The sequence below is a fragment of the Nostoc sp. WHI genome (genome assembly GCF_015714725.1).
Lineage (GTDB): Bacteria > Cyanobacteriota > Cyanobacteriia > Cyanobacteriales > Nostocaceae > Nostoc.
Genome location: NZ_WBKM01000145.1, coordinates 32120 through 56619, shown reverse-complemented (window position 1 = coordinate 56619; position 24500 = coordinate 32120). Strand labels below are relative to the sequence as shown.

Genomic DNA, 24500 nt, shown 5'->3' with positions numbered 1-24500 from the left:
GTAGATATGTATTAATTTATCTACTATAATCAATTACTATATGCAAAGCAACTAATCTTGTAGGTGCAAATAGTGGCAAAACCTAACAAAAGCATGGGTGTGCAACAAGTTTTGTTGTTCCCAAGGAATGAGACGAAAGCGCTATTAGAATATCTCTGCGAGCAATCAGGCAAGCTTTACAATACAGGGATTTATTTTGCACGACAAACTTTTTTTAAAACAAATAAACTGTTGACAGGCAAATTTGATTTAGCATTTGAGCCATCAATTGCAAAGTCAATGCTTGCTCAATCTCTGCCTTCTACGCCAATGCAACAAACTCTAATGTCAGTTACAGAGGCGTTCAAGTCTTTCAAAGAATTGAGAGATTTGTATTTAAAAGGTGAACTACATTTCAGGCCGAAACCACCTAATTATCTAAAAGGGTTAAAGTTATTCAAAGTCGCCTATCCAAACTCAGGAGGTCAAAAACCAACATTAGTTAATGGACAACTTAGGTTTTCTCTGGGGTTGACAGTTAGGCGTTGGTTTGGTGTGTCTGAGTTCTTTCTGCCAATGCCGTCAAACATTGACTACTCAAAGGTTAAAGAGTTTACGATTCTACCTAAGAATGGTGCTTTTTATCTTGAGATGTCCTACGAAGTCGCCAAACAAAAGCACGATCTAGATACAAATCAGGCGTTGTCTATTGACCTTGGGACTGCTGATAATTTAGCTGCTTGTGTTGATACATTGGGTAATTCCCTGTTGATTGATGCCCGTGCAATGAAGGCGATGAATCAGCTATGGAATAAGAAAGTATCAACACGTAAGGAGGGTAAACCATCTTGCTATTGGGACAATTGGTTAGACCGTGTAACCCGTAAACGTAATCACCAGATGCGGGACGGGATTAACAAAGCAGCAAGATTAATTATTGACCACTGCCTTAAATATGGCGTTGGTACTTTAGTACTTGGGTGGAACGAGGGTTTTAAGTCTAATGCCAATATGGGTAGAGTGAACAATCAGAAGTTTGTTCAAATGCCTTTGGGTAAATTGAAAGACCGATTGAAACAACTGTGTGATTTGCACGGCATTAGATTTATTGAAACCGAGGAAGCCTACACGTCAAAAGCTAGCTTTCTAGATGGAGACTCCCTACCCAAATATGGTCAAAAACCTATTGGGTGGAAAGCATCTGGTAAGCGGATTAAAAGAGGTCTGTATCAGTCAGCAAATGGTTCAATTGTAAATGCAGATTTGAACGGCAGCGCGAATATTTTGCGAAAAGTAGCCAGCAATCTAAGCCTAGACTTAGGCTTACTGGGTAGGCGGGTCTTGACGACCGCAGCGAGAGTTAGACTTTGGATGCTACCTAAGTTTACTCTGTCCGCAGAATCTCAGTGTCTTTAGACCTGAGAGTGTCAAAATATGAGAACATAAGTGAATTGTAGCTAAACACTTATATAGAGGTTTTAAGTGGATACTATTGCAATCCCTCCTTTGAATCGCCCAATAGATGCCACGGTAGAGATTCCTGGTTCTAAAAGTATTACCAATCGGGCGTTACTCGTTGCTGCTTTGGCGCAAGGCAACTCTATTTTAGAAAATGCCTTATTTAGTGACGACAGCGATTATTTTGCTAAATGTTTAGAGCAATTGGGCATTCCCATTACTCTAAATCCTCATCTGGCTCAGATTCAAGTGGCAGGAAGGGGAGGCGAAATTCCAGCGAAGCAAGCAGATTTATTTGTGGGTTTAGCAGGTACAGCAGCAAGGTTTATCTCGGCGCTGGTGGCATTGGGTAACGGTGAATATCGCCTAGACGGTGTTCCTCGGATGCGAGAAAGACCGATGGGTGATTTGCTGACGGTGCTGCAAACAAGCGGAATAACCGTTAACTTCGAGGGAAATCCTGGGTTTATGCCTTACACCATCTACGGTGGGCAGTTTTCTGGGGGAAATTTTCGTTTGCAAGCCAACCAAACAAGTCAGCAACTTTCGGCATTACTGATGATTGCGCCTTATGCTCAACAAGACACAATTATTGAAGTTGAGGGTACGCTGGTTTCTCAGTCTTACATCAAAATGACTTGTCGCCTGATGGCAGATTTTGGCGTAGAGGTGATTGAAATCGGTGAAAATCAATTTCAAATTAAAGCAGGTCAGCGTTACCAGGCTCGTCATTACACAATAGAACCTGATGCGTCAAATGCTTCTTACTTTTTTGCCGCCGCCGCCGTCACTGGTGGACGGGTGCGGGTTAAGCATTTGACCAAACAATCCTGTCAAGGTGATATTCTTTGGCTCGATGTCTTAGAACAGATGGGTTGCCAAATTCATGAATCCGATGATTACACCGAAGTAACAGGGCCAGAGCAATTGCTGGGTATCGATATTGATATGAACGATATGTCAGATTTGGTACAAACTTTAGGAGCGATCGCCCCCTTTGCCAGTTCACCTGTTACCATTCGCAATGTGGAACATATTCGCTATAAAGAAACCGACCGTATTCACGCGGTTGTTACCGAGTTGCGGCGCTTAGGAGTCCAGGTTGAAGAATTTGCCGATAGACTCAAGATTGAGCCTGGCCCCATTACTCCAGCTGCGATCGAAACTTATCATGATCATCGCATGGCAATGGCCTTTTCTGTCACTGGCTTAAAAGTTCCGGGGATTGTAATTAAAGACCCCGGTTGTACAGCGAAAACCTTTCCAGATTACTTTACCCGATTTTTTCAAATGTTAGAACAATAAAAGGTGATTTAACATGGTTTCTAATATTCTAGAAGGAATGCCCGTGCTGGCTCGTCATGAGGGTGATTGGGTAGGAACTTATACATTAATTGACACAGCAGGAAAAATTCTTGACAGCCATGAGTCTTACTTAACTTGTCAATTCCCAGAAAATGGACTTTATCCCTACTACCAAATAAATCGTTACAAGTGGTCTGATGGTAAAAAAGAAGAGTATGAGTTTCCCGGAATCTATAAAGATAATAAGCTATGGTTTGACAGCGATCGCATTCAAGGTAAAGCTTGGGAAGTTGATGATTCTGTCGTGATTTTGTGGTTTGCTTACAAGACAAACCCAGAAATGAGCTTATATGAAATGATCTACATTAGTCCAGACAGTAACAATCGTGCCCGCACTTGGCATTGGTTTAAAAACAATCAAATCTTTCAACGCACCTTAATTCAAGAACAACGGCTAAGATAAAACAATCGGCGTTGCTGAGTCAAAAGATGAATTAGCTTCATTTAGCAACGCCAAACAAGTTCAACTTGGTAAGGTACACGCATGGCCAAAGGTGACAAAATAAACTTTTCTACTCCTAGCGGTTTCCCAGAATTTTTGCCTAGCGAAAAGCGTTTAGAATTATATTTGCTAGATATCATCCGTAGAGTTTTTGAAAGCTATGGATTTACACCTATTGAAACACCTGCGGTAGAACGTTTAGAAGTACTCCAAGCTAAAGGCAACCAAGGCGACAATATCATTTATGGAATTGATCCTATTCTGCCACCAAATCGACAAGCTGAGAGAGATAAGTCAGGTGAAACTGGTTCAGAAGCAAGAGCTTTAAAGTTTGACCAAACAGTTCCTCTAGCGGCGTATATTGCTCGTCATCTCAATGAATTGACCTTTCCCTTTGCTCGTTACCAAATGGATATGGTTTTTCGGGGAGAACGGGCAAAAGATGGGCGTTTTCGTCAATTCCGTCAGTGCGATATCGATGTAGTCGCTCGTCGTGAACTCAGCTTGCTCTATGATGCTCAAATGCCTGCAATTATCACTGAGATATTTGAAGCAATTAATATTGGCGATTTTCTGATTCGCATCAATAATCGCAAAATTCTGACAGGTTTTTTTAAATCTGTGGGAATTACTGAAAATCAAATTAAATCTTGTATTGGCATCGTTGATACCTTAGAAAAAATTGGTGAAGCCAAGGTAAAACAGGATTTAGAAAAAGAGGGTATTCTAGCAGAACAAGCTCAGAAAGTTATTGATTTTATTAAAATTGATGGTTCGGTTGATGAAATATTAGATAAACTCAAGCACCTTACACAAAATCTACCAGAAACCGAGCACTTGAGCCTGGGAATTGCTGAAATAGAAACAGTAATTGCAGGTGTTCGCAATCTGGGAGTTGCCGAAAATCGTTTTTGTATTGATTTATCTATTGCGCGTGGTCTTAATTACTATACTGGCACAGTTTACGAAACAACTCTATTAGGACATGAAGCATTAGGTAGTATTTGTTCTGGTGGCAGATATGAAGAATTAGTTGGGGTGTTTTTGGGCGAAAAAATGCCAGGTGTCGGCATTTCTATAGGCTTAACTCGTTTAATTAGCCGGTTGCTCAAAGCTGGTATTCTTAATACATTAGCTGCTACACCAGCCCAGGTGATGGTAGTAAATATGCAAGATGATTTAATGCCCACTTATTTAAAAGTTTCTCAACATCTGCGTCAGACAGGAATTAATGTTATAACTAGCTTTGATAAGCGTCCCTTGGGTAAACAATTTCAGCTAGCAGACAAACAGGGAATTCAATTCTGTGTAATTATTGGTTCTGAAGAAGCAGCCGCACAAAAATCCTCACTCAAAGATTTAAAAACAGGCGACCAAGTAGAAGTTTTACTAGAAAATTTGGCTGAGGAAGTTAAAAAAAGACTTGCCTAAAAGTTGATTTATCTCTTCCTTCTTTTCCTTTGCGTTCTTCTCTACGAGACGCTACGCGAATGCATCCTTAGCGTTGGATCATTTATTTATTTGTTGAAAGTCCCTTAACTAAATTGAACAACTTTATAGGTACTAGAAATATGACGCAACTCACTTTGGTAATTGGTAATAAGAATTATTCATCTTGGTCACTTCGTCCCTGGCTAGCGATGAAGCAATTTGGTTTGGAATTCAATGAGATTCGGATTCCTCTTTACTGCCCAGACTATTTATTAAAAACTCGGCAATACTCACCATCAGGAAAAGTACCTGTACTATTGCACGATACACAAACTGTATGGGATTCTCTGGCTATTTGTGAATACCTAGCTGAAGCATTTCCGACTAGGCAATGGTGGCCAGAAGATAAGGCAGCAAGGGCATTAGCTCGTTCCATTACTGCGGAAATGCATTCAGGGTTTCAAAATTTGCGTCAGAATATGCCGATGAACTGCCGTAAGAAATATCCTGGTAAAGGTTTAGCATCCGGTGTACAACAAGACATTGACTATATTACCAACATCTGGCGAGAATCTCGTCAAAAATTTGGGGCTGGCGGTAATCTATTATTTGGTAATTTCACAATTGCTGATGCGTTTTTTGCTCCAGTTATCTTGCGCTTTATAACCTATGATGTGCAGTTAGATACTGTTTCTAAAGATTATGTTGAGGCAGTTTTGGCACTTCCAGCAATGCAAGAGTGGATAAAGGCAGCACAGAATGAAACAGAAATTATTCCCAAATACGAATTTTAAGGAAATAGTAAAAAGAAGATGATTAGTACAAATATTTCAGTTCGAGATGCCAACAAGAGAGACATTGCTGCCATTATGGAATTAATCTATTTGAAAGCTGAATTTGATGGTTGTCCTGAATCTGTAGAAGCAACTCCGAAAAAGTTAGAAATGGATTTATTTGGAGAAAAGCCCCTTGCTTTCGTTCTTTTAGCTGAGGTTGATAGAAATCCTATTGGGTTGGCGACCTATCACTTTATCTATTCGACTTTTTTAGCAAAACCTGGAATTTGGCTTGATGATTTAACAGTAGGGTGGGCATTGTAATGCATTGGTGTCAACTTAACGTAAAAACCAGTCTAGACAATGCTTTTAGAGATTGTCTCGTTCCCAGTCTCCGACTGGGAATGCCTAACGGGAGGCTCCGCCTCAAGACTTGCGGCAGAGCCGCGATGAGCAGCATTTCTAGCCAGAGGCTAGAAACGAGATTTAAAAGGGATTTTGGCTTAAGTTGACACCAATGCATTGTAATGCCTACCCTACAAGCTAATAAAAATCAATTTTCATTTTGAAAGAGATTCCGCTAACTCGGTTAATTGTTTCGCTTCCAGCAACCACTTCAAAACCTAATCGTTTATATAAACCTAAAGCTGGATTAGTCTCTCTGATGCTGAGTGATACTGATGGGTAAAATGTTTTGGCTACTGCTAACAAATGCGTTAGTAACTGCGTTCCTATGCCCTGATTTCTATATTGGGGAAGAATAGCTATTGCTAATTCAGGAGTTTGATCATTAAGATAACCATATCCTTTATTTTCACCCATCAGTAAACGCAGCCATGCTGCTCCTACTGGCTGATTATTAGTTTTCAAAATAGCGATGAAACCAATATCATCTTTAAGTCCCCAATTTTTAACATATTTTGCTAAATCAGGATGATTCATCGCATCTTGCATTGTTAAATTACCTTCTTCTGCCATGTGCGCCGCCTCGTACAGCATTTGCCATAGAAAAAGCTCGTCTTGCTGTGTCAGTAAACGAGTAAAATAATCCATAACTTCTGCTCAAAAGTCCGTTTGTGTCAAACAAATTTAGAGTAATTTACTCAGTGGAGTTGCTAAACCATCAAGGCTGACGAGATTTTTCTGTTGTTGATACTCTCGAACTCCCTCTTCACCTCTTTTACTAGCCCAGTTTACTAATATCTGGCGCTGACCTTGATATTCATAAAGTGGTACGCCAAAACCACAGGAGGTCTGTACTTTTTGGATATCAGCGACGATAATTTGACGATTCCCAGGTATTGGCGAAAACAGAGAATACAGAGAGTTCCAGTCTGGAGAATTCGGTAAAATTGTGTTTCCTTGACCGTAGAGACGTAGAATACATGGGGGTTCTGCAAAAGCGCAAAACATGAAGGTTATCCGCCCATTTTCTTGCAAGTGGGCTGAGGTTTCGTTACCACTGCCTGTGAGATCGAGGTAAGCTACTTGGTTAGGGGAGAGGATACGAAAGCAGTCAAAACCTTTAGGAGAGAGGTTAACATGACCCGTAGGACTCAAGGGTGCAGAGCCAACAAAGAAAAGCTGTTGGGCAGCAATAAAGTCTTGCAGTTCCTCAGTAATACAGTCAAAAATTTTAGCCATAGACTGTCTGACTTAATATTTGCAAATATACTATCTTCTCAGCCTATGTCTTAGCTAAATATCTAGCAAGTCCTAATTGCCGATGTCTTAGGACGAGCGGTTTATCATCAGAGAGTGGGAAGAAAATTATTACCGTCTTATATGTTGACTAGCCATGTGGATGGCATCAGCGATATCGACATCACCATCGCCGTCAGCATCTAAGAAGGAATTGAGTACAGAATTACCACCAGTTTGGGGATTTTGGGCATTGGCACCTGATTGCAAAAACTTAAGTACCAAAGGTACTGCTACTGGCAGCAATTGTTGAACTATACCAGCATCTAGCCCAGTGCGTTGGGCAGCAACTTCAGCTACCTGCTGTTGTATGTCAGGAGAAAACAGCGAATCGACAGCTTGGGAGTTGGAAGAAGTACCAGCATATTGATTTACTAGAGTTTGTGCGGCTTCATTACCATCTGTGGCTTGCTTTTGTTGTAAAGCAGAACGCACTTGGCCACCCACAATTGACAAAACTGATTGGATGGTAGAGGGGTTTGCGCCACTTTGATCGCTCATCTGCTGTACAGTGTTAACAATACTTCCTAGTTGACCTAAGCTACCTTGTTGATTAGGATTAGCGACGGCACCGAGAATTTGATCGAAAAGTCCCATAAGTTTGTTTCTCCGTTTGTTCACAAAAAGCTGGCGAAAATTGGCTTGAAGTGTTTGAATAGGCGTTTCGTAAGTCTACCAAAAGATTTAAACACGCCACCTTTTACTTGCTGCTGACTATTATGAAAAAATTAACTTTTAAAAGCTAGGATCTTAAGGGTGAGAAATCGGTAGAGCGATTGCAAATTCTGTACCTCGATTTAACTCAGACTGACAAGTAATCTTACCTTGATGTTTTTCTACCACAATCTGATATGCGATCGCTAGCCCCAAACCTGTACCAACGCCTCGTGGTTTGGTGGTGAAAAAGGTTTCAAATATCTTCTGCTGATGTTCTGGTGATATACCAGAGCCGTTGTCTGCAATTCGCACCACTACCAAATCATTCTGCCAGCATTCTGTGATAATAGTGATTTCAGGGATAAATTCGGGATTCTCAGTCGATTTTTCTTCTAAAGCATCAATGGCATTGCTAAGAAGATTCATAAATACCTGATAAAGTAAACCTGTGTAGCCTGGAATCGGTGGAATATCCCCATATTTGCGAACAAGGTTAATACTATTTTTCAGGCGATCGTTCAGAATCAACAGTGTACTATCTATACAAGCGTGTAGCTCTACTAATTGCATTTCCGCCTCATCTAAACGAGAGAAATCTTTCAAACTTCGGACAATTTCTCGTGTGCGGTCAGCGCCAACTGTCATTGAGTTAAAGAGTTTTGGCAAATCTTTTTCTAGAAACTCCAAATCAATTTCTTCTACTAAAGTTTGCAGAGCAGTGGAAGGCTGAGAAACTTCGGCTTTGTATGTTTCTAGTAGTCTTAATAAGTCGTCAGTATAGGTTTTGGCGTGTATAAGATTACCAGAGATAAAATTTACAGGATTATTAATTTCATGGGCAACACCAGCCAGCATCCGTCCCAAACTAGACATTTTCTCACTTTCAATTAATCGGACTTGAGCCTCGGCTTGTTGTTCTTCTAAAAGGCGCTTTACCTGTTGGATTAGCTGGTTAAGGGAGCTAGCTAATGCACCAACTTCATCTTCTGTAGTTACAGGCGCTTGCAAATCAAAATTGGCTTCTTGGGTAACTCTTTGAGCGATATTCGTCACCGCGTTAATGGGATAAGCGATGATTCTACTTGTGTAGAAAGCAAGCATGGCAGCGATCGCTACTGACAGCAGCATACTACCAATAATAATTTCAGCTTGGATTAACGCAGCCCGTTCTTGGGCTATACCAGCCTCCTCTTGGCGTTCTTGAACTGTTTTGGCAAACTCGGTTAACTCATGGGCAAATTCATAAAACTTCAGAGCATCCTGACTTTGACTAAATTGCAAGATTAATTGCTCCGCTTTTAGTGCTCCCTCTGGCTGTGAACTTAATGGCAAAATTTGCTGAATTAGCGATCTAAGTTGCTGAAAATATACAGTGATCGTGCTGTCATGCTTTGTGAGCAAAGTTTGTAAATCTGCTTGCAAATTGGTTTGACTAAATTCCTCCATCTGAAAAAGCAACGTTTCAGTTTCCGCCAAATCGCTTTTGAAATGAGAAATTCCCCTTTGCAACGCTTGTGGCTGTTGCAAATAAGGCAGTATTTCTTGCTGGTGGGTCTGTATTTTCAACATTTCTCCTTGCAAACTACTTAACAAGCTTCCTTGCTCATCTGCCAGTATCCTCTGTTGTCTAGCTTGTTGGAAATAGCGATCGCCTATTATCAATCCTGCCGTTGTTCCCAAAACTGCAATTCCCAAAGCCAGACTATACCCAAAAAAAATTTTTTGCCGAATACTAAGCCGATGAAATCTTTGTTGAACCCAGTTAAAGTATCTTAATTCAGGTGTTGCAGTCATGGTATAACTCGCTATTGAATTTTTTTAGTCGGCGGTTTTTCATCAAAAACAACGAATCTAGCCGCAAGTGAGTGAAAGCAAATTTGATCCAAAATGCGCTCTCAGTCTATCAAAAGTTGCTTTTTTCTACCCTAGTTAAAAATACTGAAGCTATAAAGATTAGAAGTATTGGGTAGTGAAAAGTTAGAACTTAAAGTTTCACCCTCAAAGGCTCAACCTCCACCCTCAAAGGCTCAACTTCCACCCTCAAAGGCTCAACTTCCATCCTCAAAGGCTCAACTTCCATCCTCAAAGGCTCAACTTCCACCTTCAGAGGCTCAACTTCCACCCTCAGAGGCTCAAACTTTAGCCTCGTTGATTAAAAGCTGCTTCTTACTACTCTGGTAAAAAATACTGAAACTATTAAGATCAGAAGCATCTGCTTACTTAAATACCCACTAATTTATCCCAGCCATGCCTCTGTCACGCATAATAACGCTGATTGTTGGTCTGATCGTCATTTTGGGGCTAGCCCTATGGCTAATTGATTCCCTATCACGGCTTTACTGGCAATTGTCCTATTCGCCGTTGCTAGGCAATCTGCTGTTGTTGCTGCTGATTGTGCTTATAGGAGCTTTGGTTGCTGCTTTTGTCTATTATGTAGTGGTGATTCGGGCTGGGGAAAAGCGATCGCGCCGCAACCCTAAGCGAGTGACTGCGGCGCAAATTCCGGCTGGCAAATCTGACGCTGCTTCTACAACTCTCCAGGCTGTGCGGCAACAGGTAGGGCAAATTCAAGATGAGGTAGCACGCCAAGCTTTATTAAGTCGCTCGCGGGAGATTGAGGCAAATTTAGCCCGGGGTGAAATTCAAGTAGTGGTATTTGGTACGGGAAGTGCTGGTAAAACTTCCCTAGTTAATGCGATTATGGGGCGGATGGTTGGTCAGGTGGATGCACCGATGGGTACAACCCAAGTTGGGGAAACCTATTGTCTGCGGTTAAAGGGATTAGAACGCAAGATTTTAATTACAGATACGCCGGGGATTTTAGAAGCGGGTGTGGCGGGGACAGAACGGGAACAAATGGCGCGAGAACTGGCAACAGAAGCAGATTTACTGTTGTTTGTGGTCGATAATGATTTACGTCGCTCAGAATATGAGCCGTTGCGGGGGTTGGCAGAAATTGGTAAGCGATCGCTCTTAGTTCTCAATAAAACTGATTTATATACAGATGAAGATAAAGAAGCTATCCTCGCTAGATTGCGTCAACGGGTACGGGGATTTATTGCTACTAATGATGTGGTGGCGATCGCTGCTAATCCCCAATCTGTACAACTAGAAACTGGCGAAACCTTCCAGCCGGAACCAGATATTGTTCCTTTGCTGCGGCGCACAGCTACTGTTTTACGCGCCGAGGGTGAAGACTTGGTGGCGGATAACATTCTTTTGCAATCTCTGCGATTGGGAGACGAGGCGCGAAAACTCATTGATGGCCAACGTCGCCGTCAAGCTGACAAAATCGTGGAGCGGTTTCAGTGGATTGGTGCTGGGGTGGTATCAGTCACGCCTATACCAGTCGTAGATTTATTAGCAACAGCCGCAGTTAATGCTCAAATGGTTGTGGAAATTGGGAGAGTTTACGGCTGTGAATTGAATATGGAACGGGGACGAGAGTTAGCCCTTTCTTTAGCGAAAACCATCGCTAGTTTAGGCATTGTCAAGGGAGCAATTCAATTATTATCTACAGCTTTGCAGCTCAATGTTGCTACTTTTATTATTGGTAGAGCGATTCAAGGCGTGACAGCAGCTTATTTAACACGAATTGCTGGTAAAAGTTTTATCGAATATTTTCGTCATGACCAAGATTGGGGTGATGGTGGAATGACGGAAGTTGTGCAGCGACAGTTTCAAATTAATCGCCGAGATGAATTTATTAAAGCTTTTATTCAGGAAGCGATCGCGCGAGTAGTGAAACCTTTACAAGATAAATCCGAGGCTATAGAGGAACAAGAAAGCAGAGAAAAATCTCAATAACTATAAACTTTTTTTACAAATTAGTTAGGACTTACGTAAAACCACACGCTGTAGGGGCAATTCATAAATTGCCTCTATTAAAAATAAGGGTTTCGGCTATTGTTGGCATCACCGTGCCAAAAAAGGTTTTTTGTACGCTAAGACAAATTCAAGTGCCTGAAACGACGATTTTTCGTTCAAACTCGATCAAAACTAGCAGCATAATCATAGTTTTTTCACCAAAAAGCGCTTCTTGAAAGGCTTACCTCATCTTACTTTCAGCCTTAGAGTACAATTAACCCGGTTTGGCACGGTGATGCCTTGTTTGCGTGAGTCCTGCTAGTGTCAAAAATGCTCTTGCTTTTTTGCAAGAGCATTAACATTTTTTTAGGAAAAAATACTTTTTTGGACAGACATCAAATTAGATTAGTTTATAGAGCTTGGAACGCTTTTCTTTTGCGCTTTAGCCACCAACCCGTAATACCAGCAAGTGTTATACCGCTAAGAGTGGCAGGTTCTGGAACAGGGACTAAATCGGCATCAACCACAAGTATCGCAGACGAATCACCACTAGCTCCAAATAGAACCTGAACCTGGTCTTCAGTTTCAAGAACACCCAGAAGCGCACCTCCAATTGAGAAAAATTTCCCGCTTCTAGCATTAATATCTGCAATAGCGTCCGAGTTGAGAACAAAATTTAGGATTTCGTCTGAATTGCCAAAAGTGTTGGTGACATTAAAGGTTCCATAGTTTTTCCCACTTCCCAAATCGTTATAAATATTGATATCTGGGTTATTAACTTTTTGACTAAGTACATCAGCAGATGTTTCAACATCAAAAAAACCTAGAGTCGTTGTTGGATTTACTGAACCTTCATATCGTTGAACTTGTAAAGTTGCTGTGGAGACTCTAGCTAGAGTACCAAGATCGAATGTAAAAAAGCTACGAAAACCTTCGATGCCGAGATTTCCAGTTATATAGTTTTCGTTCTGATTCTGGTTACTCCTATCCGTACTCCACCAACCTTGATTTGAACTAGTCAAACTAACAGTTGCTGCTTGCGCTACGTTCAGCGTTCCTAATCCGAATCCAACAATAGCAGCCGTAATTGCCAATTTGTAACAGTTTTTCATGGAATATCCCTCTAAATTTGAATCGGTTTAAGTGAAAATCACAAAAATTTTTCCTGTGCAATTACTGATTTTCAAAGGACACAGTTGCTCCACAATCAGAGTAACTAAGCATAGTGAAAAATTCAGTATTGAACTAGGGTTGTATTAGCACTGTAAATTATGTATTAGATTAAACAATGCTGTTAGTAACATGATACTATAGAATACCATCGTAAGTAAAAACATATAAACTTTATACAGTTTTTATGGCTTCTCCATTTTTCCCCTTCAAATTACGTGTAATCTCTTGCAAAAAGACAAAAAATAGCTTTTAAGTTTGAGATTTTTTATTAGTTATATAAAAAAATATCGTGATATTAATATTTAATAATTATAATAACCTTTGATAAATTAAAATACTATTTTTTTAAGTAAAAATACTGAAAGAAATCAAGTTTGTATTTTAGTATTAATGTTCTGGAAATCTATTCTTCAATGATTCCGGAAACACGAAGGAATGTCAGAAAAACTAAATAAAAGGACTTACTGAGTAACCAGGTCATGAGCCAGCACATAATCGGTAAATTACTACAAGGGCGTTACGAAATTGTCCAAAGCCTGAGTGCAGGGGTATTTGGACAAACATACATTGCTATAGATGTAGATTATCCACATAATCCCAAATGCGTTGTTAAGCAGATAAAAGTTAGCAGTTCTGAATCCGGCTACTTGGAGATGCTGAGGTCACTGTTTCTGACTGAAACCCAAACCCTCAAGCTGCTGGGAAGCCATCACCAAATTCCAGAATTCATCGCCTGCTTTGAAGAAAACGAGCGATTTTATTTAGTGCAAGAGTGGATTGAAGGACATACGCTGACTGCGGAATTGCCCATCAATCAAGAGTGGGGGTGTCTGTGGAGTGAAAGCAAAGTTGTAGAATTCTTGATAGATGTCTTAGGTATTCTGGAATTTGTTCACTCTCAAGGCATTATCCATTGCGATATTAAACCAGAAAACTTGATTAGACGTAATGGCGAAGCCCTACGTAAGTTAGTATTGATTGACTTTGGTTCAATCCAGTCTATCGATTTTGGCATAGGTGCGGAATTGCCAATTTATAGAATTCCCGTCACTTCATTGGGGTATATACCGCCAGAACAATTTATTGGTAAAACACAACCCAACAGTGATATTTATGCTTTGGGTATGATTGCCATCCAAGCTTTAACTGGGTTAGAACCACTACAATTAAAGGCTGATCCTTATACTAATGAAATTTTTTGGCGATCGCAAAACACACCAGTTAACGATTATCTAGCTGCTGTTCTCAGCCAAATGATCCGCTATGATTGCGAAGATCGCTTTCAGTCTGCGGGTGAGGTACTGCGAGTACTTAAACAAATAATCTGGGAAACTCAGCCACCAGAAATATTAGAAGTAGATGATTACTTTCCTATAGAAGCGGCGATTGAAGATGATAATTCTGAAAATCCTACATATAGGAAATCATCGACGTTATTAACAGGAATGAAAGTAGGGCTGGCGGCTAACTCTTTATTGATGGGATTTGGTGTATATTCCTTAATTAATACTTCACCCGCGTACTCAGAAACAGACGCTTTATATCAAGCAAAAAAAGAATATCAAGCAGGGGATTTGCAAGAAGCGATCGCACTGGTTAAATCAATTCCCTCTCACAGCAATGTTTATCCAGAAGCTCAAGCCACAATGGGAGAATGGCAACAGCAATGGCAAGTAGCCGCACAGGAATATCAAATAGCTGAAACAGCTTTTAATGAGAGCAGATGGTCGGATGTTCTTCAGGCATCGGCTAAAGTTCCAGATATTTTGTATTGGCAATCTAAAACAAATAAATTAGTTCAGCAAGCATACGTCAACATTGAAGCCCAGACGGAAAATTTATTACTAAAAGCTTACGAAAGAGCTAGGAAAAAAGACTTTTCTGCTGCCTTAAATTATCTGCGTCAAATTCCTCAAGAAAGTTCCGCAGGTGCTTTAATTCAAGACAAGTTGGCCGAATACAGTCGAAAGCGGCAGATCAGAGCAGCATATTTTTTACAGAAAGCGTATAAAAAAGCATCTATTGGTGATTTTAATAGTGCTGTGAAACTTCTCCGAAATATTCCCAAAGATACTCTAGTTTACGCTCAAGCTCAAGTCAAACTGAATGAATATATTCAAAAGCAACGCCTGGTAGCTGAACATCAAAAAGTAGCTTCCATCTCTGTTAAGAGTTCCTTGTTACCACCCCGGAGGGGCTTGATTCTTCACTAAACAATAAAGATTTCAGACTTTTGCATCACTACATGTTTACCACTGCCGGGATTGCTATATGCTTTCAGTAATTAGACTGAAATCAACCCTCAACCGGTAAAGTAACGTGAATCTCCCATTGATTACTCGTGCTGAAAAACACAATGAGAAAATAGCGATTCTCGTTCCGAGAGGCTGCGCCAACGCTACAACAGTCGGAGCATTTACCTATGGGGATTTGCTCTATGCCTCTAGTCAAATAGCGACAAATTTGCTTAAGAATACTGAAGATTTACAGGAGCAGCGAGTTGCTTTTCTGATCCCGCCTGGGTTTGAGTATGTAGCTACTCAGTGGGGGATTTGGCGTGCTGGTGGCATCGCTGTACCTCTGTGTATTTCCCACCCGCGACCAGAACTAGAGTATGTCATTACAAATTCTGGAGCAGCGATTATCGTTGCCCATCCCAATTTTGAGGCTATACTGCGAGCGATCGCAACTGAACAAAATTTGCGATTTATCCTCACCTCAGAAACGCTTCCATCTGATATTGCTCCACTCCCAGATGTAGATATCACTAGACGCGCTTTAATTCTCTACACTAGCGGTACAACAGGTAAACCCAAGGGTGTGGTTACGACTCATCAAAATATTCAAGCGCAAGTAACTAGCTTGACCACCGTTTGGGAATGGACATCTAGCGATCGCATTTTACATGTATTACCATTACATCATATTCATGGGATTGTCAACGTATTGACTTGTGCTTTATGGGCTGGGGCACAGTGCCATCTGTTGAGCAAGTTCGATGCCGAAATTGTTTGGAACCGAATTTGTGATGGTGACTTAACCCTATTTATGGCAGTACCGACAATTTATGTGAAGCTGATTGCAGCTTGGGAAGCTGCTTCAAGCGAACGCCAAAAAAGTATGTCAGCAGGCTGTGCTAAAATGCGCCTGATGGTTTCTGGCTCGGCAGCGTTACCAGTTCAAGTTTTAGAAAAGTGGCAGACTATCAGCGGCCATTTTCTGCTTGAGCGCTATGGGATGACGGAAATAGGCATGGCGCTATCGAACCCTTTACACGGTCAACGGTGGTCAGGATATGTGGGGAAGCCCCTGCCTGAAGTTGAAGTGAGATTAGTAGATGAGAACGGGGAGTTAGTCTCAACACGAACACCAGGAGAGATCCAAGTTAAAAGCCCTGGAGTGTTTCTAGAATATTGGCAAAATCCCCAAGCAACCGCCAAAGCCTTCCAAGATGGCTGGTTCTGCACTGGAGATACTGCCGTAGTCGAGAATGGCAACTACCGCATTTTGGGACGGATGAGCGTGGATATCATCAAAACAGGAGGGTATAAAGTTTCTGCTTTGGAAATTGAAGAAGTGTTGCGATCGCATCCAGATATTCAAGAATGTGCAGTAGTTGGGGTTGCAGATATAGAGTGGGGTGAGCGGGTCTGTGCGGCGTTAGTATTGCAAAGCTCACAAACTTTAACATTAGAATCTTTTAGGAGTTGGGTAAAAGAGCGATTGGCTGTTTATAAAGTGCCAACCCAAATTTTGACGCTTGAAGAATTACCACGCAACGCTATGGGGAAAGTTATTAAGCCGACGGTGGTTGAACTATTTCGATTATAGCGATCGTTAAGCCCTAATTAAACCTAGAGTTTCAAACCTTGTAACCCCTTAAACTTAAGTCAATATAATTAACTTTATCAAGCCTGGGAGTCCGAAAAATGAGGTAAAATCGACCGATGAGTGACTTAGTTTTCCTACCCGCCCATCAACTTGCTCAGATGATTTGCGATCGCCAAGTCTCTGCTGTCGAAGTGTTTGATGGGCAAATCCTATCCTTATGTGGTGGCAAATGGATCTTACACCATGCCATTTAATCTCAGTGGTCATCCGGCGGTGGTGATTCCCATAGGACAAACTTACAATGGCTTACCGATTGGAATGCAAATTGTGGGCAAGCGATGGCGCGAGATGGAGTTGCTAGCGATCGCTCAAGAACTTGACAAAGTGGTTGGTGATTTCCGGCATCCATTGGGCTATTGAGGAATGGCATCAATTAAAATTCACTGTTATTGCCAACTCATAGTTAGGGAAAAGCGATCGCTTTTCCCTAACTGGTTTTTTATCCGTATAGCATAGAATTAGTTTTCAGAGGAGATAGCGGGACTTAAACATTTTTGAGTAAAAAACAAGCCTCAAACCCATGAAGGGTAAAGGAAATACACTAAATGCTCAAAGATGGCTGAAACCCAGATATATCAATAAATTAAGCACAAAGATGTCAAAGTCTCTCTGTATATACATTTGAGGCTATTTTATAGTTTTTTTTTGTTTAAGTCCCAATAACAGAGATATTTGCAATGACAGAAAAACGATTTCTTGAAAATCTAACCCACAATAATTCAGATTACAACAATCCTGAATTGGCTATTACTACTGCAAATCTCTGTAATACAATTTCAAGAGATATAAATACCGATAGTCAGCGTTTTATTTATGAACTTCTTCAAAATGCTGATGATGCAAGCAATCAAAATAATAGGCTTGATGCTCAAATAGATTTCGTAGGTGATTATCTGATAGTTTCACATAAGGGAGAGCCTTTTTCAAAAATTGACATTGAAAGCATATCGAGTGCGGGTGACGGAACAAAAACAGGAGATAACAATAAAACAGGCTTTAAAGGAATTGGCTTTAAGTCTGTTTTCTCTCATTCTAATTTTGTAATTATTAAAAGCAAAAATTTCTGTTTTCGATATGATAGAAACTATTGGCAAGACTATTGGAATAGCAAGTGGAGCAGTAAAAGTGCTTGGCAGAATGAAAGACGAGCCAAGCATAAAGATGAACAGCCAAAAATGCCTTGGCAAGTTATTCCGATTTGGACAGAATTACCTCCAGAATTAAAACAGCTTTCTGTTTTTCGGGATTTTAACGTTTCAACAGTTATCAAATACGATAAGGTTGAAAAACTTAAAAAAGATTTAGCTAATTTACTTTCTAATACACAAATTGTCCTTTTTCTGCGTAGTGAAAAAGTTTTAATAACAGTAAATAGCAGCGAAGAACTAATAATTGAAAAAACAAAAGAAGAAATTACTCTATTAAAAAGAAACGGTAATACACAAAGCGAATGGCTTATTAAAACAGAACATTTTGATATTCCCTTAGATGTACGAAAACAAATAAATGATGATGAAAAATCACCAAAAAAGCTAAAAGATGCATTGCGTACAGAAATTTCGTTTGCCATTCAATTAAAAGAAAATAGATTGAAGGCTATTGATAAAGAAAATCGTTTAATATTTACTTATTTGCCGACTTCTATTAATTACAGTTTTCCATTTTTGGTTAATGCAAGTTTTTTGACTGATGCAGGAAGAGAACATTTGCATCAAGATGTTTTTTGGAATCAGTGGATTTTTAGACAAATTCCTTTAAAGTTCTTTGCGTGGGTTGCCGAACTTGCAAGTAAATCAAGCAAATACAATAAGCAGTTTTTGAGTATTTTACCTCATAAATTGGATGGTTCTAGTGCATTAGAGCAAAGTTTTAACCAAGGCTATAAAGAAGCACTTGAAACGATTGCGTTTATTCCAAATTTAAGCTGTGACTTGTTAAAAGTTAGCCAAGTTATTTTTGATAAAACAAATATTTCCGATTTTATTGATAAGCAAACACTTATCAGTTATGTTAATCAAAAATTATCAACAAGTTTTACTATTGATTCTTTTGTGCCTTATCTAGAACCTATTAGCACTTTGGGTAAAATAGGCGTTAAAATGTTTGATATTGATGATCTAGAAGGATTTCTTGCTTCTGATATTTTTGTAAGTGAACACAAATTGGAAGAAAACTTTAAACTTATTTCATTTCTCTATAAACAAGCCGAACGTTCAAAAAATGACGAAAGAAATACTTGGAATGAAAAGTTAAGATATACGCCTTTTATTTTAGATGAAACTCAAAAACCGAAAACCCCCAAACACATTTATTTTCCTTCAGTTGAATTTTCAGATAGTTTTAGTTCGGATATTAGCATAATTCACAATAGCGTAGTAGAAAAAATCAATCAAAATCAATTTATCAGAAATTGGCTTGAAATTTTGGGTGTAAGTGAGCCTTCAGATTTGAGCTTTATTGAAAAAAATATTATTGCCCAAGTTGATACATATATTACAAAAGATAATGCCTTACAAATTGGTAGATACCTTTTTAATGCTCATAAAAAAGGTACATTGCAAGAGCAACATTATGAAGAATTACAAAAATTTAAAATTATAACCAAAGAAAAAAATTTAATTACTGCTGAAAGTACATATTTATCTGATTTTTACGAGCCTGAGTTACGTATCGAAACCGTTTATAAAAACGATTTTTATGTTTCTGACACCTATTTTGAAAGCAAAGATTTCAAAAGTGAATGGAAAACTTTTTTCCTGAAAATTGGTGTAAATGAAAATATCGAATTGCAATATATAAAAGTCAATCGCAGTAATGATTTAGATAAAATTGAACTTGAATATTTTGAAGAAGTTGGAGCAGAAGCCAATAAAGGTCACAGATATCCTACTTTGGTAAATTCTTATAATTCAGTCTACATAAATAAAATAGCATATTCTGAACTTGCTAGAGAAAGTATAAATTTTGCTCGGTTATTTTGGAAACAAGCCTTTTTAGGTATTAGCATTAATTCAGTTGAGAAGTTAGCTTCGATGCCTTGGGGACATTATGGAAGTAAAGTAGATGTTAAAAATTACTTTTTTTGGAGTTTGGAAAACTCTAAATTCATTCCTACTACTCAAGAAACCTGCTTAAAAGCCTCAGAAGTTTTTAGCAGTGATATACCCAAAATCAAAGAAATGGTAGGGAAATATTTACCTATTTTTGATTATAATGAGCCTATTCCACCCGATTGGTTAAATTATCTGAATTTTAAACGGGATTTGGGAGTAAGCGACTACCTGCAAGTACTTGCAAGCATATCGCAAAATATAACTATAAGCGAGGAAGAACAGAAGGATAATGAAAAACGAATAAGGCTAATCTATGAAAAATTAGCCTCAATAAATTTGCATAGTTCAGACAAAGAAAAAATCAACATTTGGGGTACAGAAAATAAGCTTTTGTCCAAAGACGGAAGTATATTTTTCTATCCCAAAGATTTATCTATTGTTACTGTTGAAGGTTTTAGGGCTTCAAAGTTGGCATACACTGAAAAACTAACTCCTGAAATTATTGAATTGTTGCGTTTGTTTGGGGTAGCAATTATTGATAAAGTAACAGTCTCTATTCCAAACAGCAAAGTAGAAATCAAAGACCTAAAAAACAAACTTGTGCATATTTCTCCATTGGTTGCAGTTATATCTGTTGAAAAATCAAAAAATCCTAAAGAGTGGGAATTAGAATATGAACGAATAAACAAGAAGCTCAAAAACATTTGTTTTTTTGAAACTTCTGAAATTTATCTGTCTTATGGCAATGAAGATGATAAACAAAAACGAAGTTCTTGGGCAGAAGAAAATAATTTTTACTATGTCGGTAATTGGTATAGTCCAAGAGTTTTAGATGGATTGGTTGAGCCTTTAGGTAAATTTTTAGGTATACGATATGCTGAAAGACTTTTGATTGTGTTGCTTTTAGAAACTTTTGCAACCGGAGTAGAGTATTTAAACGAGAAAGGCTATGATATTAACCTTATTCCTGAAAATTTTTTAAATCCAAAAGAGCCTGAAAGTGTTGCAATTAACCAAGGAAACAGACCTTACAACCAATCTGATGAAGATTTGGGTAGAAAAGGTGAGTTGTTTGTGTATGAAGAACTAAAACGTATTTACAGCCAAAAATACAGCAGACGACCTCTTCAAAAAACAAAAACTGGTTTCAAAATAGGAAATTTTGTAGAGGTGTTTTGGCGTAATATTTTAGAAAATACAACTGAGGATCACGATTTTAAAATTGTGGAGAATGGAAAAGAAATATACATTGACAGTAAAGCAACACCACATAGCAAAAATGTAGAGAAAGTCGCTTTCTTTATTTCACCAAATGAGTTTGCTCTAATGGAAATAGCAGATAAATATCTAATCGCAAGAGTTTTTAATGTTACAACAAATCCAACAATGGAACTCATAAAATTAGAAGTAGATAATCTTAACTAACTGAAAATGAATAAATAAGTTCTATTTGCCTATAAACTGGGAGTTCGGGTGGACACCAGAAGAGGTTTTGCAGAGGTGTAGTATAGAATTAGTTTTCAGAGGAGCTAATGATATGACTCTGGCATCAAGTGGACAAACAGCCATTATCCGCACAGAGCGCGGACTGACGATCGCAGGAACCCGTATCACCCTCTATGATGTTATGGATTACGTGACTGCCCAGTACCCTCCTAAATTTATTCGCTCCTTGTTTGACCTGACTGAAGAACAAATCGACGCTGCGCTCTCTTACATAGAGAGACATCGGGCTGAAATTGAAGCCGAGTACCAAGTTGTTCTTAAGGAAGCTGAGGAACTTCGGCAGTACTATGAAGAACAAAATCGTGAGCGCGTTGCCCAGATTGCAACCCTACCACCACCACCTGGACTAGAAGCCGCCTGGGAAAAACTTCAGGCATCGAAGGCACGACATCAGTCCCAGTCATGATTTTTTTAGTTGATCATAACCTCAAGGGACATGCACGAATCCTTCTTGGGAGTATTGCAAGCCTTGGTTGGCTTGATTCTGTCCCAATTCGTTTTGTCACCTTTGAAGAGATGGGATTGTCAATTGATAGCAGCGATAGAGTAGTCTGGAGGCTGGCTCAAAAGAATCAAATGATTTTACTTACAGCAAATCGAAGCATGAAAGATGAAGACTCACTTGAACAAGTCATGCGTGAAGAAAATACCCCGAACTCATTACCTGTGGTAACAATTGGTAATGCTGATCGAGTGTTAACTGACTCCAGTTATCGAGAAGATTGTGTTGATCGTCTGGTTGAAATTGTGCTTTACATTGGGAACTACATAGGTGCAAGGAGAGTTTTCATTCCGTAAGGTCTGGAGTCCTGAGCGTAAGCGTAGGCCGCCGCAGGTCTTACCCTGAGCCTGCGTCGAAGGGCATTGCCCCTATCCAATTTCTCACTCCTTCGGAGGATTCGGCGGGCACCAAAAGAGGTTTTTACTGGACACATCAAGGGATTTCAGAATTTGGCGCATTACCTCTGTGCAGTACATCCAGTGTCCCAAATCGTCATACATCAGATCGGGATTAAACTCAACATTATAATGCAGCACATTGGGAAGGTTTAAAAACTCATCATCGCTTTGGGGAGAAAGGATCAAAAGTTGAAATGGTTTCCCCTGGCATTGTTTTTGCAATTTGTCAACCAGATCAATCACACCAGCCCGATCGCTAATTCCTGTGCGAACGAAAAGTACTTTGTCGCAGTGCCGCAGTGCATACCAAAACCTTTCAGAGCGTGCTGTGTATCGAACGCGCATTCGTTCATGGACGGGAGACATATTATTAAGAGGGTCATCTGTCTCCTCGACTTCATGGGCAAAGGACAGACCCGACCACTTACTATGATAGATTCTGCCTGCATCTTGACTGTAGTGCAGGAAGGCAGGGTTCCACATGTCATCAAAACCGTTTTTGATCGCATCGGCAACATCTCCAATATTGGTGGTGCGCGTCAGATCAAACGGAAAAGCGGGGCCGTCGTACTCCATTTTATACAACATCATGCGGACGGCACAGCGATCGCCAAGGGGGAGAATGGCAACACGGCTGATATCCGTTAATTTACACTTGTATTGAAACAACATAGCAGACTTGGGCGGCGCTTTCACCCGGCTTTCTAGCCCATTGTTGCCAATCATCATGGTACGAAAGGGAGCATTGGGAGCAAGTGGATCTTCATAGACGCCCGATGGCATGGCTTTCAGTGCGTTGCAAACTTCCTGCCACATCGGCTGGATATTATACTCATTCTCTGATTCGTTGATCACCCAGAGGTTGCGTTCGTCCGATTGTAAAATCCCCAGATCCCCGTCATAGAACAAAACTTGTGAGTTGTTCGGCGAAAAGAGATTGAAGGTGGCTCTATATTCTAGGTCAGCATCAGGGGGGATGTTTATTGTGGTTGCGATCGCGCCATCCTCTTGCACGGCAAAGAAGGGGGGTGTCCCTTCCTTGACAGACTTGGCAATGTAAATGCCCGGTATCAATCCTGCCTTACTTTGCAGTGCAGTTTGTAGTTCCTGCCAATAGGGAGCGATCGTGTAACTGTATTGTGATAAATTGGTGATCCGTAAACGCTTTTCTTCGATATGAGCAAAGACATGGAAGCCCCCATTGTCAAGGTAGATGGGGACTTCATTCCTCTGTCGAAAGCGTTGCTCTTCTCTTGCCAATTCATTTTTGTCAATCTGGAACAAATGCAGATTGATCGCTTCATACATGAGGCGATGACCGATTGTGTTGGGGTGAGCCGGGTCGAAGGATATCCCCGCTTTCCAGCGTCCTTGTCCATTATCGACTGCTGCTAACCAATCCAGTACGGGCAAGCCCCAATTCAGCATCCGGTTGTGTGTCTCCTTTAGCAGCAAATAATGTTCTGACTCATAGTTGTTATTGGGATAGACCCCACCCAGAATCGGATATGCTCCTATTTCGCGCGTCATTTTGACAAGCAGCTGCAAGCCACTTTCAAACCGTCGCTGTATTGCCCGGCGTTGGTGAGGGGCACACTGGGCTAACCCTTCGTTGCCCAGAGACAGGGTAATAATGACCACATCCGGTTGTTCTGGGGTGACATCTGAGATAAAACGGGCGATCGTTCTGCTGACATTTGTCCCCGCCTCAGATATATTTACGAGTTGGTGTCCGTATTTTTGCTGCAAAGCCTCTCCCAAAAGCGAGACCCAACCTTTAAATAGCCAGGCTTTATGACCAAATGCAACAGAACTGCCAATGACTGCAATTTTGAGCCTCTCAGACTCTTCGTTCAGGGGCATTTTGACAGTAGGCTCTTCAACGTATCCGAATGGATAAGGCTGCAAATAACCGAATGCGCCATCATCAACAACAATAGTATTGGACTCGTCAGGATTGATCGGCACCCAGCGGTTTGAACCTAAAGCTTCCCATCGCGCGCCGCCATTTGAATCGAGACGTATATATTTATATTCAATTTTCTGGTGTAGATACGGAGTGGCTTGTTGTGAGACATCATCTGACTCCAGAGATGGCTGAATGGCGATTTTTGTCTCTGTCCACCATAAAGGATAGCGAGCGGCATTTGTACGAAGGCGGACACATTTTTTAATGTCCCACAGTCCCAATTCGGGGGTAGAACCGACGATACCGATGGATTCACCTATTTGCGTGGATGCGCTGATCTGGAATCGATACATAGATTTCTTCCTGATTTAGAGCTACGATACCAAACAGCAAAGCTGAATTCTCAAAACTGCTTAGACAATATCACATAAAACTCTTAAGAGCGATTCAAA

The 24500-nt window shown here is 40.2% G+C and carries 20 protein-coding genes and 1 pseudogene; 14 read left to right on the top strand and 7 right to left on the bottom strand.

The annotated features are described in order from the left end of the window. Nucleotides 1-93 precede the first annotated feature (93 nt). From F8S12_RS14720 to F8S12_RS14695, 6 genes are all read left to right on the top strand, one after another. Complete coding sequence (locus F8S12_RS14720) at nucleotides 94-1395, top strand: RNA-guided endonuclease InsQ/TnpB family protein (RefSeq protein ID WP_196516955.1); 1302 nt, start codon at nucleotides 94-96, stop codon at nucleotides 1393-1395. 66 nt (nucleotides 1396-1461) lie between these two features. After that, nucleotides 1462-2742 carry a 3-phosphoshikimate 1-carboxyvinyltransferase gene (aroA, locus tag F8S12_RS14715; protein ID WP_196516908.1) on the top strand — a complete coding sequence of 427 codons (1281 nt, stop codon included), beginning with the start codon at nucleotides 1462-1464 and terminating at the stop codon, nucleotides 2740-2742. Nucleotides 2743-2755: 13 nt separating this feature from the next. Beyond that, a complete protein-coding gene (locus tag F8S12_RS14710) occupies nucleotides 2756-3205 on the top strand; it encodes a DUF3598 family protein (RefSeq protein WP_196516909.1) in 450 nt (149 codons plus the stop codon). 81 nt (nucleotides 3206-3286) lie between these two features. Continuing rightward, the gene (gene hisS, locus F8S12_RS14705; RefSeq protein WP_196516910.1) at nucleotides 3287-4675 is read left to right on the top strand and encodes a histidine--tRNA ligase; all 1389 of its coding nucleotides are present in this window, start codon (nucleotides 3287-3289) and stop codon (nucleotides 4673-4675) included. Nucleotides 4676-4815: 140 nt separating this feature from the next. Beyond that, a complete protein-coding gene (locus F8S12_RS14700) occupies nucleotides 4816-5469 on the top strand; it encodes a glutathione S-transferase family protein (protein ID WP_196516911.1) in 654 nt (217 codons plus the stop codon). Nucleotides 5470-5487: 18 nt separating this feature from the next. Continuing rightward, nucleotides 5488-5775, top strand: a complete 288-nt coding sequence (locus F8S12_RS14695) for a hypothetical protein (protein ID WP_230968012.1) — start codon at nucleotides 5488-5490, stop codon at nucleotides 5773-5775. Nucleotides 5776-5994: 219 nt separating this feature from the next. Here F8S12_RS14695 and F8S12_RS14690 read toward each other — a convergent pair whose 3' ends face one another. From F8S12_RS14690 to F8S12_RS14670, 5 genes are all read right to left on the bottom strand, one after another. Then, a complete protein-coding gene (locus F8S12_RS14690; RefSeq protein ID WP_196516912.1) occupies nucleotides 5995-6504 on the bottom strand; it encodes a GNAT family N-acetyltransferase in 510 nt (169 codons plus the stop codon). Between the two features lie 36 nt (nucleotides 6505-6540). After that, nucleotides 6541-7095 (bottom strand): pyridoxamine 5'-phosphate oxidase family protein, encoded by a 555-nt coding sequence (locus F8S12_RS14685; protein ID WP_196516913.1) that lies wholly within the window; start codon nucleotides 7093-7095, stop codon nucleotides 6541-6543. Between the two features lie 129 nt (nucleotides 7096-7224). Then, on the bottom strand, nucleotides 7225-7749 hold the full coding sequence (locus F8S12_RS14680; RefSeq protein ID WP_196516914.1) for a DUF937 domain-containing protein: 525 nt from the start codon (nucleotides 7747-7749) through the stop codon (nucleotides 7225-7227). A gap of 153 nt (nucleotides 7750-7902) precedes the next feature. Further along, nucleotides 7903-9603, bottom strand: a complete 1701-nt coding sequence (locus F8S12_RS14675; RefSeq protein WP_196516915.1) for a sensor histidine kinase — start codon at nucleotides 9601-9603, stop codon at nucleotides 7903-7905. 190 nt (nucleotides 9604-9793) lie between these two features. Next, complete coding sequence (locus F8S12_RS14670) at nucleotides 9794-9931, bottom strand: hypothetical protein (protein WP_196516957.1); 138 nt, start codon at nucleotides 9929-9931, stop codon at nucleotides 9794-9796. A gap of 125 nt (nucleotides 9932-10056) precedes the next feature. Here F8S12_RS14670 and F8S12_RS14665 point away from each other — a divergent pair, with 125 nt between their 5' ends. Next, nucleotides 10057-11616 (top strand): YcjF family protein, encoded by a 1560-nt coding sequence (locus tag F8S12_RS14665; protein ID WP_196516917.1) that lies wholly within the window; start codon nucleotides 10057-10059, stop codon nucleotides 11614-11616. 410 nt (nucleotides 11617-12026) lie between these two features. On the opposite strand, the gene F8S12_RS14660 is transcribed toward F8S12_RS14665, so the two are convergent. Further along, entirely contained in the window at nucleotides 12027-12728 is a 702-nt protein-coding gene (locus tag F8S12_RS14660; protein ID WP_196516918.1) for a PEP-CTERM sorting domain-containing protein, read from the bottom strand. A 540-nt stretch (nucleotides 12729-13268) separates the two neighbouring features. Between F8S12_RS14660 and F8S12_RS14655 the strand changes: the two genes are divergently transcribed. The 7 genes and pseudogenes from F8S12_RS14655 to F8S12_RS14625 all read left to right on the top strand — a co-directional run bounded on the left by F8S12_RS14655 (nucleotide 13269) and on the right by F8S12_RS14625 (nucleotide 22037). Continuing rightward, entirely contained in the window at nucleotides 13269-15002 is a 1734-nt protein-coding gene (locus F8S12_RS14655; protein ID WP_196516919.1) for a serine/threonine-protein kinase, read from the top strand. A 106-nt stretch (nucleotides 15003-15108) separates the two neighbouring features. Next, nucleotides 15109-16620 (top strand): acyl-CoA synthetase, encoded by a 1512-nt coding sequence (locus F8S12_RS14650; protein ID WP_196516920.1) that lies wholly within the window; start codon nucleotides 15109-15111, stop codon nucleotides 16618-16620. 116 nt (nucleotides 16621-16736) lie between these two features. Further along, a complete protein-coding gene (locus F8S12_RS14645; protein ID WP_196516921.1) occupies nucleotides 16737-16874 on the top strand; it encodes a hypothetical protein in 138 nt (45 codons plus the stop codon). Next, nucleotides 16822-17040 (top strand): annotated as a pseudogene (locus tag F8S12_RS14640) (amidase family protein); the annotation flags it as partial. The gene F8S12_RS14645 and the pseudogene F8S12_RS14640, both read left to right, overlap by 53 nt. 317 nt (nucleotides 17041-17357) lie before the next feature. Further along, complete coding sequence (locus F8S12_RS14635) at nucleotides 17358-21158, top strand: sacsin N-terminal ATP-binding-like domain-containing protein (RefSeq protein ID WP_196516923.1); 3801 nt, start codon at nucleotides 17358-17360, stop codon at nucleotides 21156-21158. 112 nt (nucleotides 21159-21270) lie between these two features. Continuing rightward, a complete protein-coding gene (locus F8S12_RS14630; RefSeq protein WP_196516924.1) occupies nucleotides 21271-21645 on the top strand; it encodes a DUF433 domain-containing protein in 375 nt (124 codons plus the stop codon). Beyond that, a complete protein-coding gene (locus F8S12_RS14625) occupies nucleotides 21642-22037 on the top strand; it encodes a DUF5615 family PIN-like protein (protein ID WP_196516925.1) in 396 nt (131 codons plus the stop codon). The genes F8S12_RS14630 and F8S12_RS14625 overlap by 4 nt, the downstream gene beginning before the upstream one ends. Nucleotides 22038-22121: 84 nt before the next feature. On the opposite strand, the gene F8S12_RS14620 is transcribed toward F8S12_RS14625, so the two are convergent. Next, nucleotides 22122-24401 carry a DUF1796 family putative cysteine peptidase gene (locus tag F8S12_RS14620; RefSeq protein ID WP_196516926.1) on the bottom strand — a complete coding sequence of 760 codons (2280 nt, stop codon included), beginning with the start codon at nucleotides 24399-24401 and terminating at the stop codon, nucleotides 22122-22124. Between the last annotated feature and the right edge of the window lie 99 nt (nucleotides 24402-24500).

What these genes read in the sequence shown, in the direction of transcription:
- F8S12_RS14720 (WP_196516955.1), top strand. Translation starts at nt 94, where the DNA reads ATGGGTGTGCAACAAGTTTTGTTGTTCCCAAGGAATGAGACGAAAGCG.
- F8S12_RS14710 (WP_196516909.1), top strand. Translation starts at nt 2,756, where the DNA reads ATGGTTTCTAATATTCTAGAAGGAATGCCCGTGCTGGCTCGTCATGAG.
- hisS (WP_196516910.1), top strand. Translation starts at nt 3,287, where the DNA reads ATGGCCAAAGGTGACAAAATAAACTTTTCTACTCCTAGCGGTTTCCCA.
- F8S12_RS14700 (WP_196516911.1), top strand. Translation starts at nt 4,816, where the DNA reads ATGACGCAACTCACTTTGGTAATTGGTAATAAGAATTATTCATCTTGG.
- F8S12_RS14695 (WP_230968012.1), top strand. Translation starts at nt 5,488, where the DNA reads ATGATTAGTACAAATATTTCAGTTCGAGATGCCAACAAGAGAGACATT.
- F8S12_RS14690 (WP_196516912.1), bottom strand. Translation starts at nt 6,504, where the DNA reads ATGGATTATTTTACTCGTTTACTGACACAGCAAGACGAGCTTTTTCTA.
- F8S12_RS14685 (WP_196516913.1), bottom strand. Translation starts at nt 7,095, where the DNA reads ATGGCTAAAATTTTTGACTGTATTACTGAGGAACTGCAAGACTTTATT.
- F8S12_RS14680 (WP_196516914.1), bottom strand. Translation starts at nt 7,749, where the DNA reads ATGGGACTTTTCGATCAAATTCTCGGTGCCGTCGCTAATCCTAATCAA.
- F8S12_RS14675 (WP_196516915.1), bottom strand. Translation starts at nt 9,603, where the DNA reads ATGACTGCAACACCTGAATTAAGATACTTTAACTGGGTTCAACAAAGA.
- F8S12_RS14665 (WP_196516917.1), top strand. Translation starts at nt 10,057, where the DNA reads ATGCCTCTGTCACGCATAATAACGCTGATTGTTGGTCTGATCGTCATT.
- F8S12_RS14660 (WP_196516918.1), bottom strand. Translation starts at nt 12,728, where the DNA reads ATGAAAAACTGTTACAAATTGGCAATTACGGCTGCTATTGTTGGATTC.
- F8S12_RS14655 (WP_196516919.1), top strand. Translation starts at nt 13,269, where the DNA reads ATGAGCCAGCACATAATCGGTAAATTACTACAAGGGCGTTACGAAATT.
- F8S12_RS14645 (WP_196516921.1), top strand. Translation starts at nt 16,737, where the DNA reads ATGAGTGACTTAGTTTTCCTACCCGCCCATCAACTTGCTCAGATGATT.
- F8S12_RS14635 (WP_196516923.1), top strand. Translation starts at nt 17,358, where the DNA reads ATGACAGAAAAACGATTTCTTGAAAATCTAACCCACAATAATTCAGAT.
- F8S12_RS14630 (WP_196516924.1), top strand. Translation starts at nt 21,271, where the DNA reads ATGACTCTGGCATCAAGTGGACAAACAGCCATTATCCGCACAGAGCGC.
- F8S12_RS14625 (WP_196516925.1), top strand. Translation starts at nt 21,642, where the DNA reads ATGATTTTTTTAGTTGATCATAACCTCAAGGGACATGCACGAATCCTT.
- F8S12_RS14620 (WP_196516926.1), bottom strand. Translation starts at nt 24,401, where the DNA reads ATGTATCGATTCCAGATCAGCGCATCCACGCAAATAGGTGAATCCATC.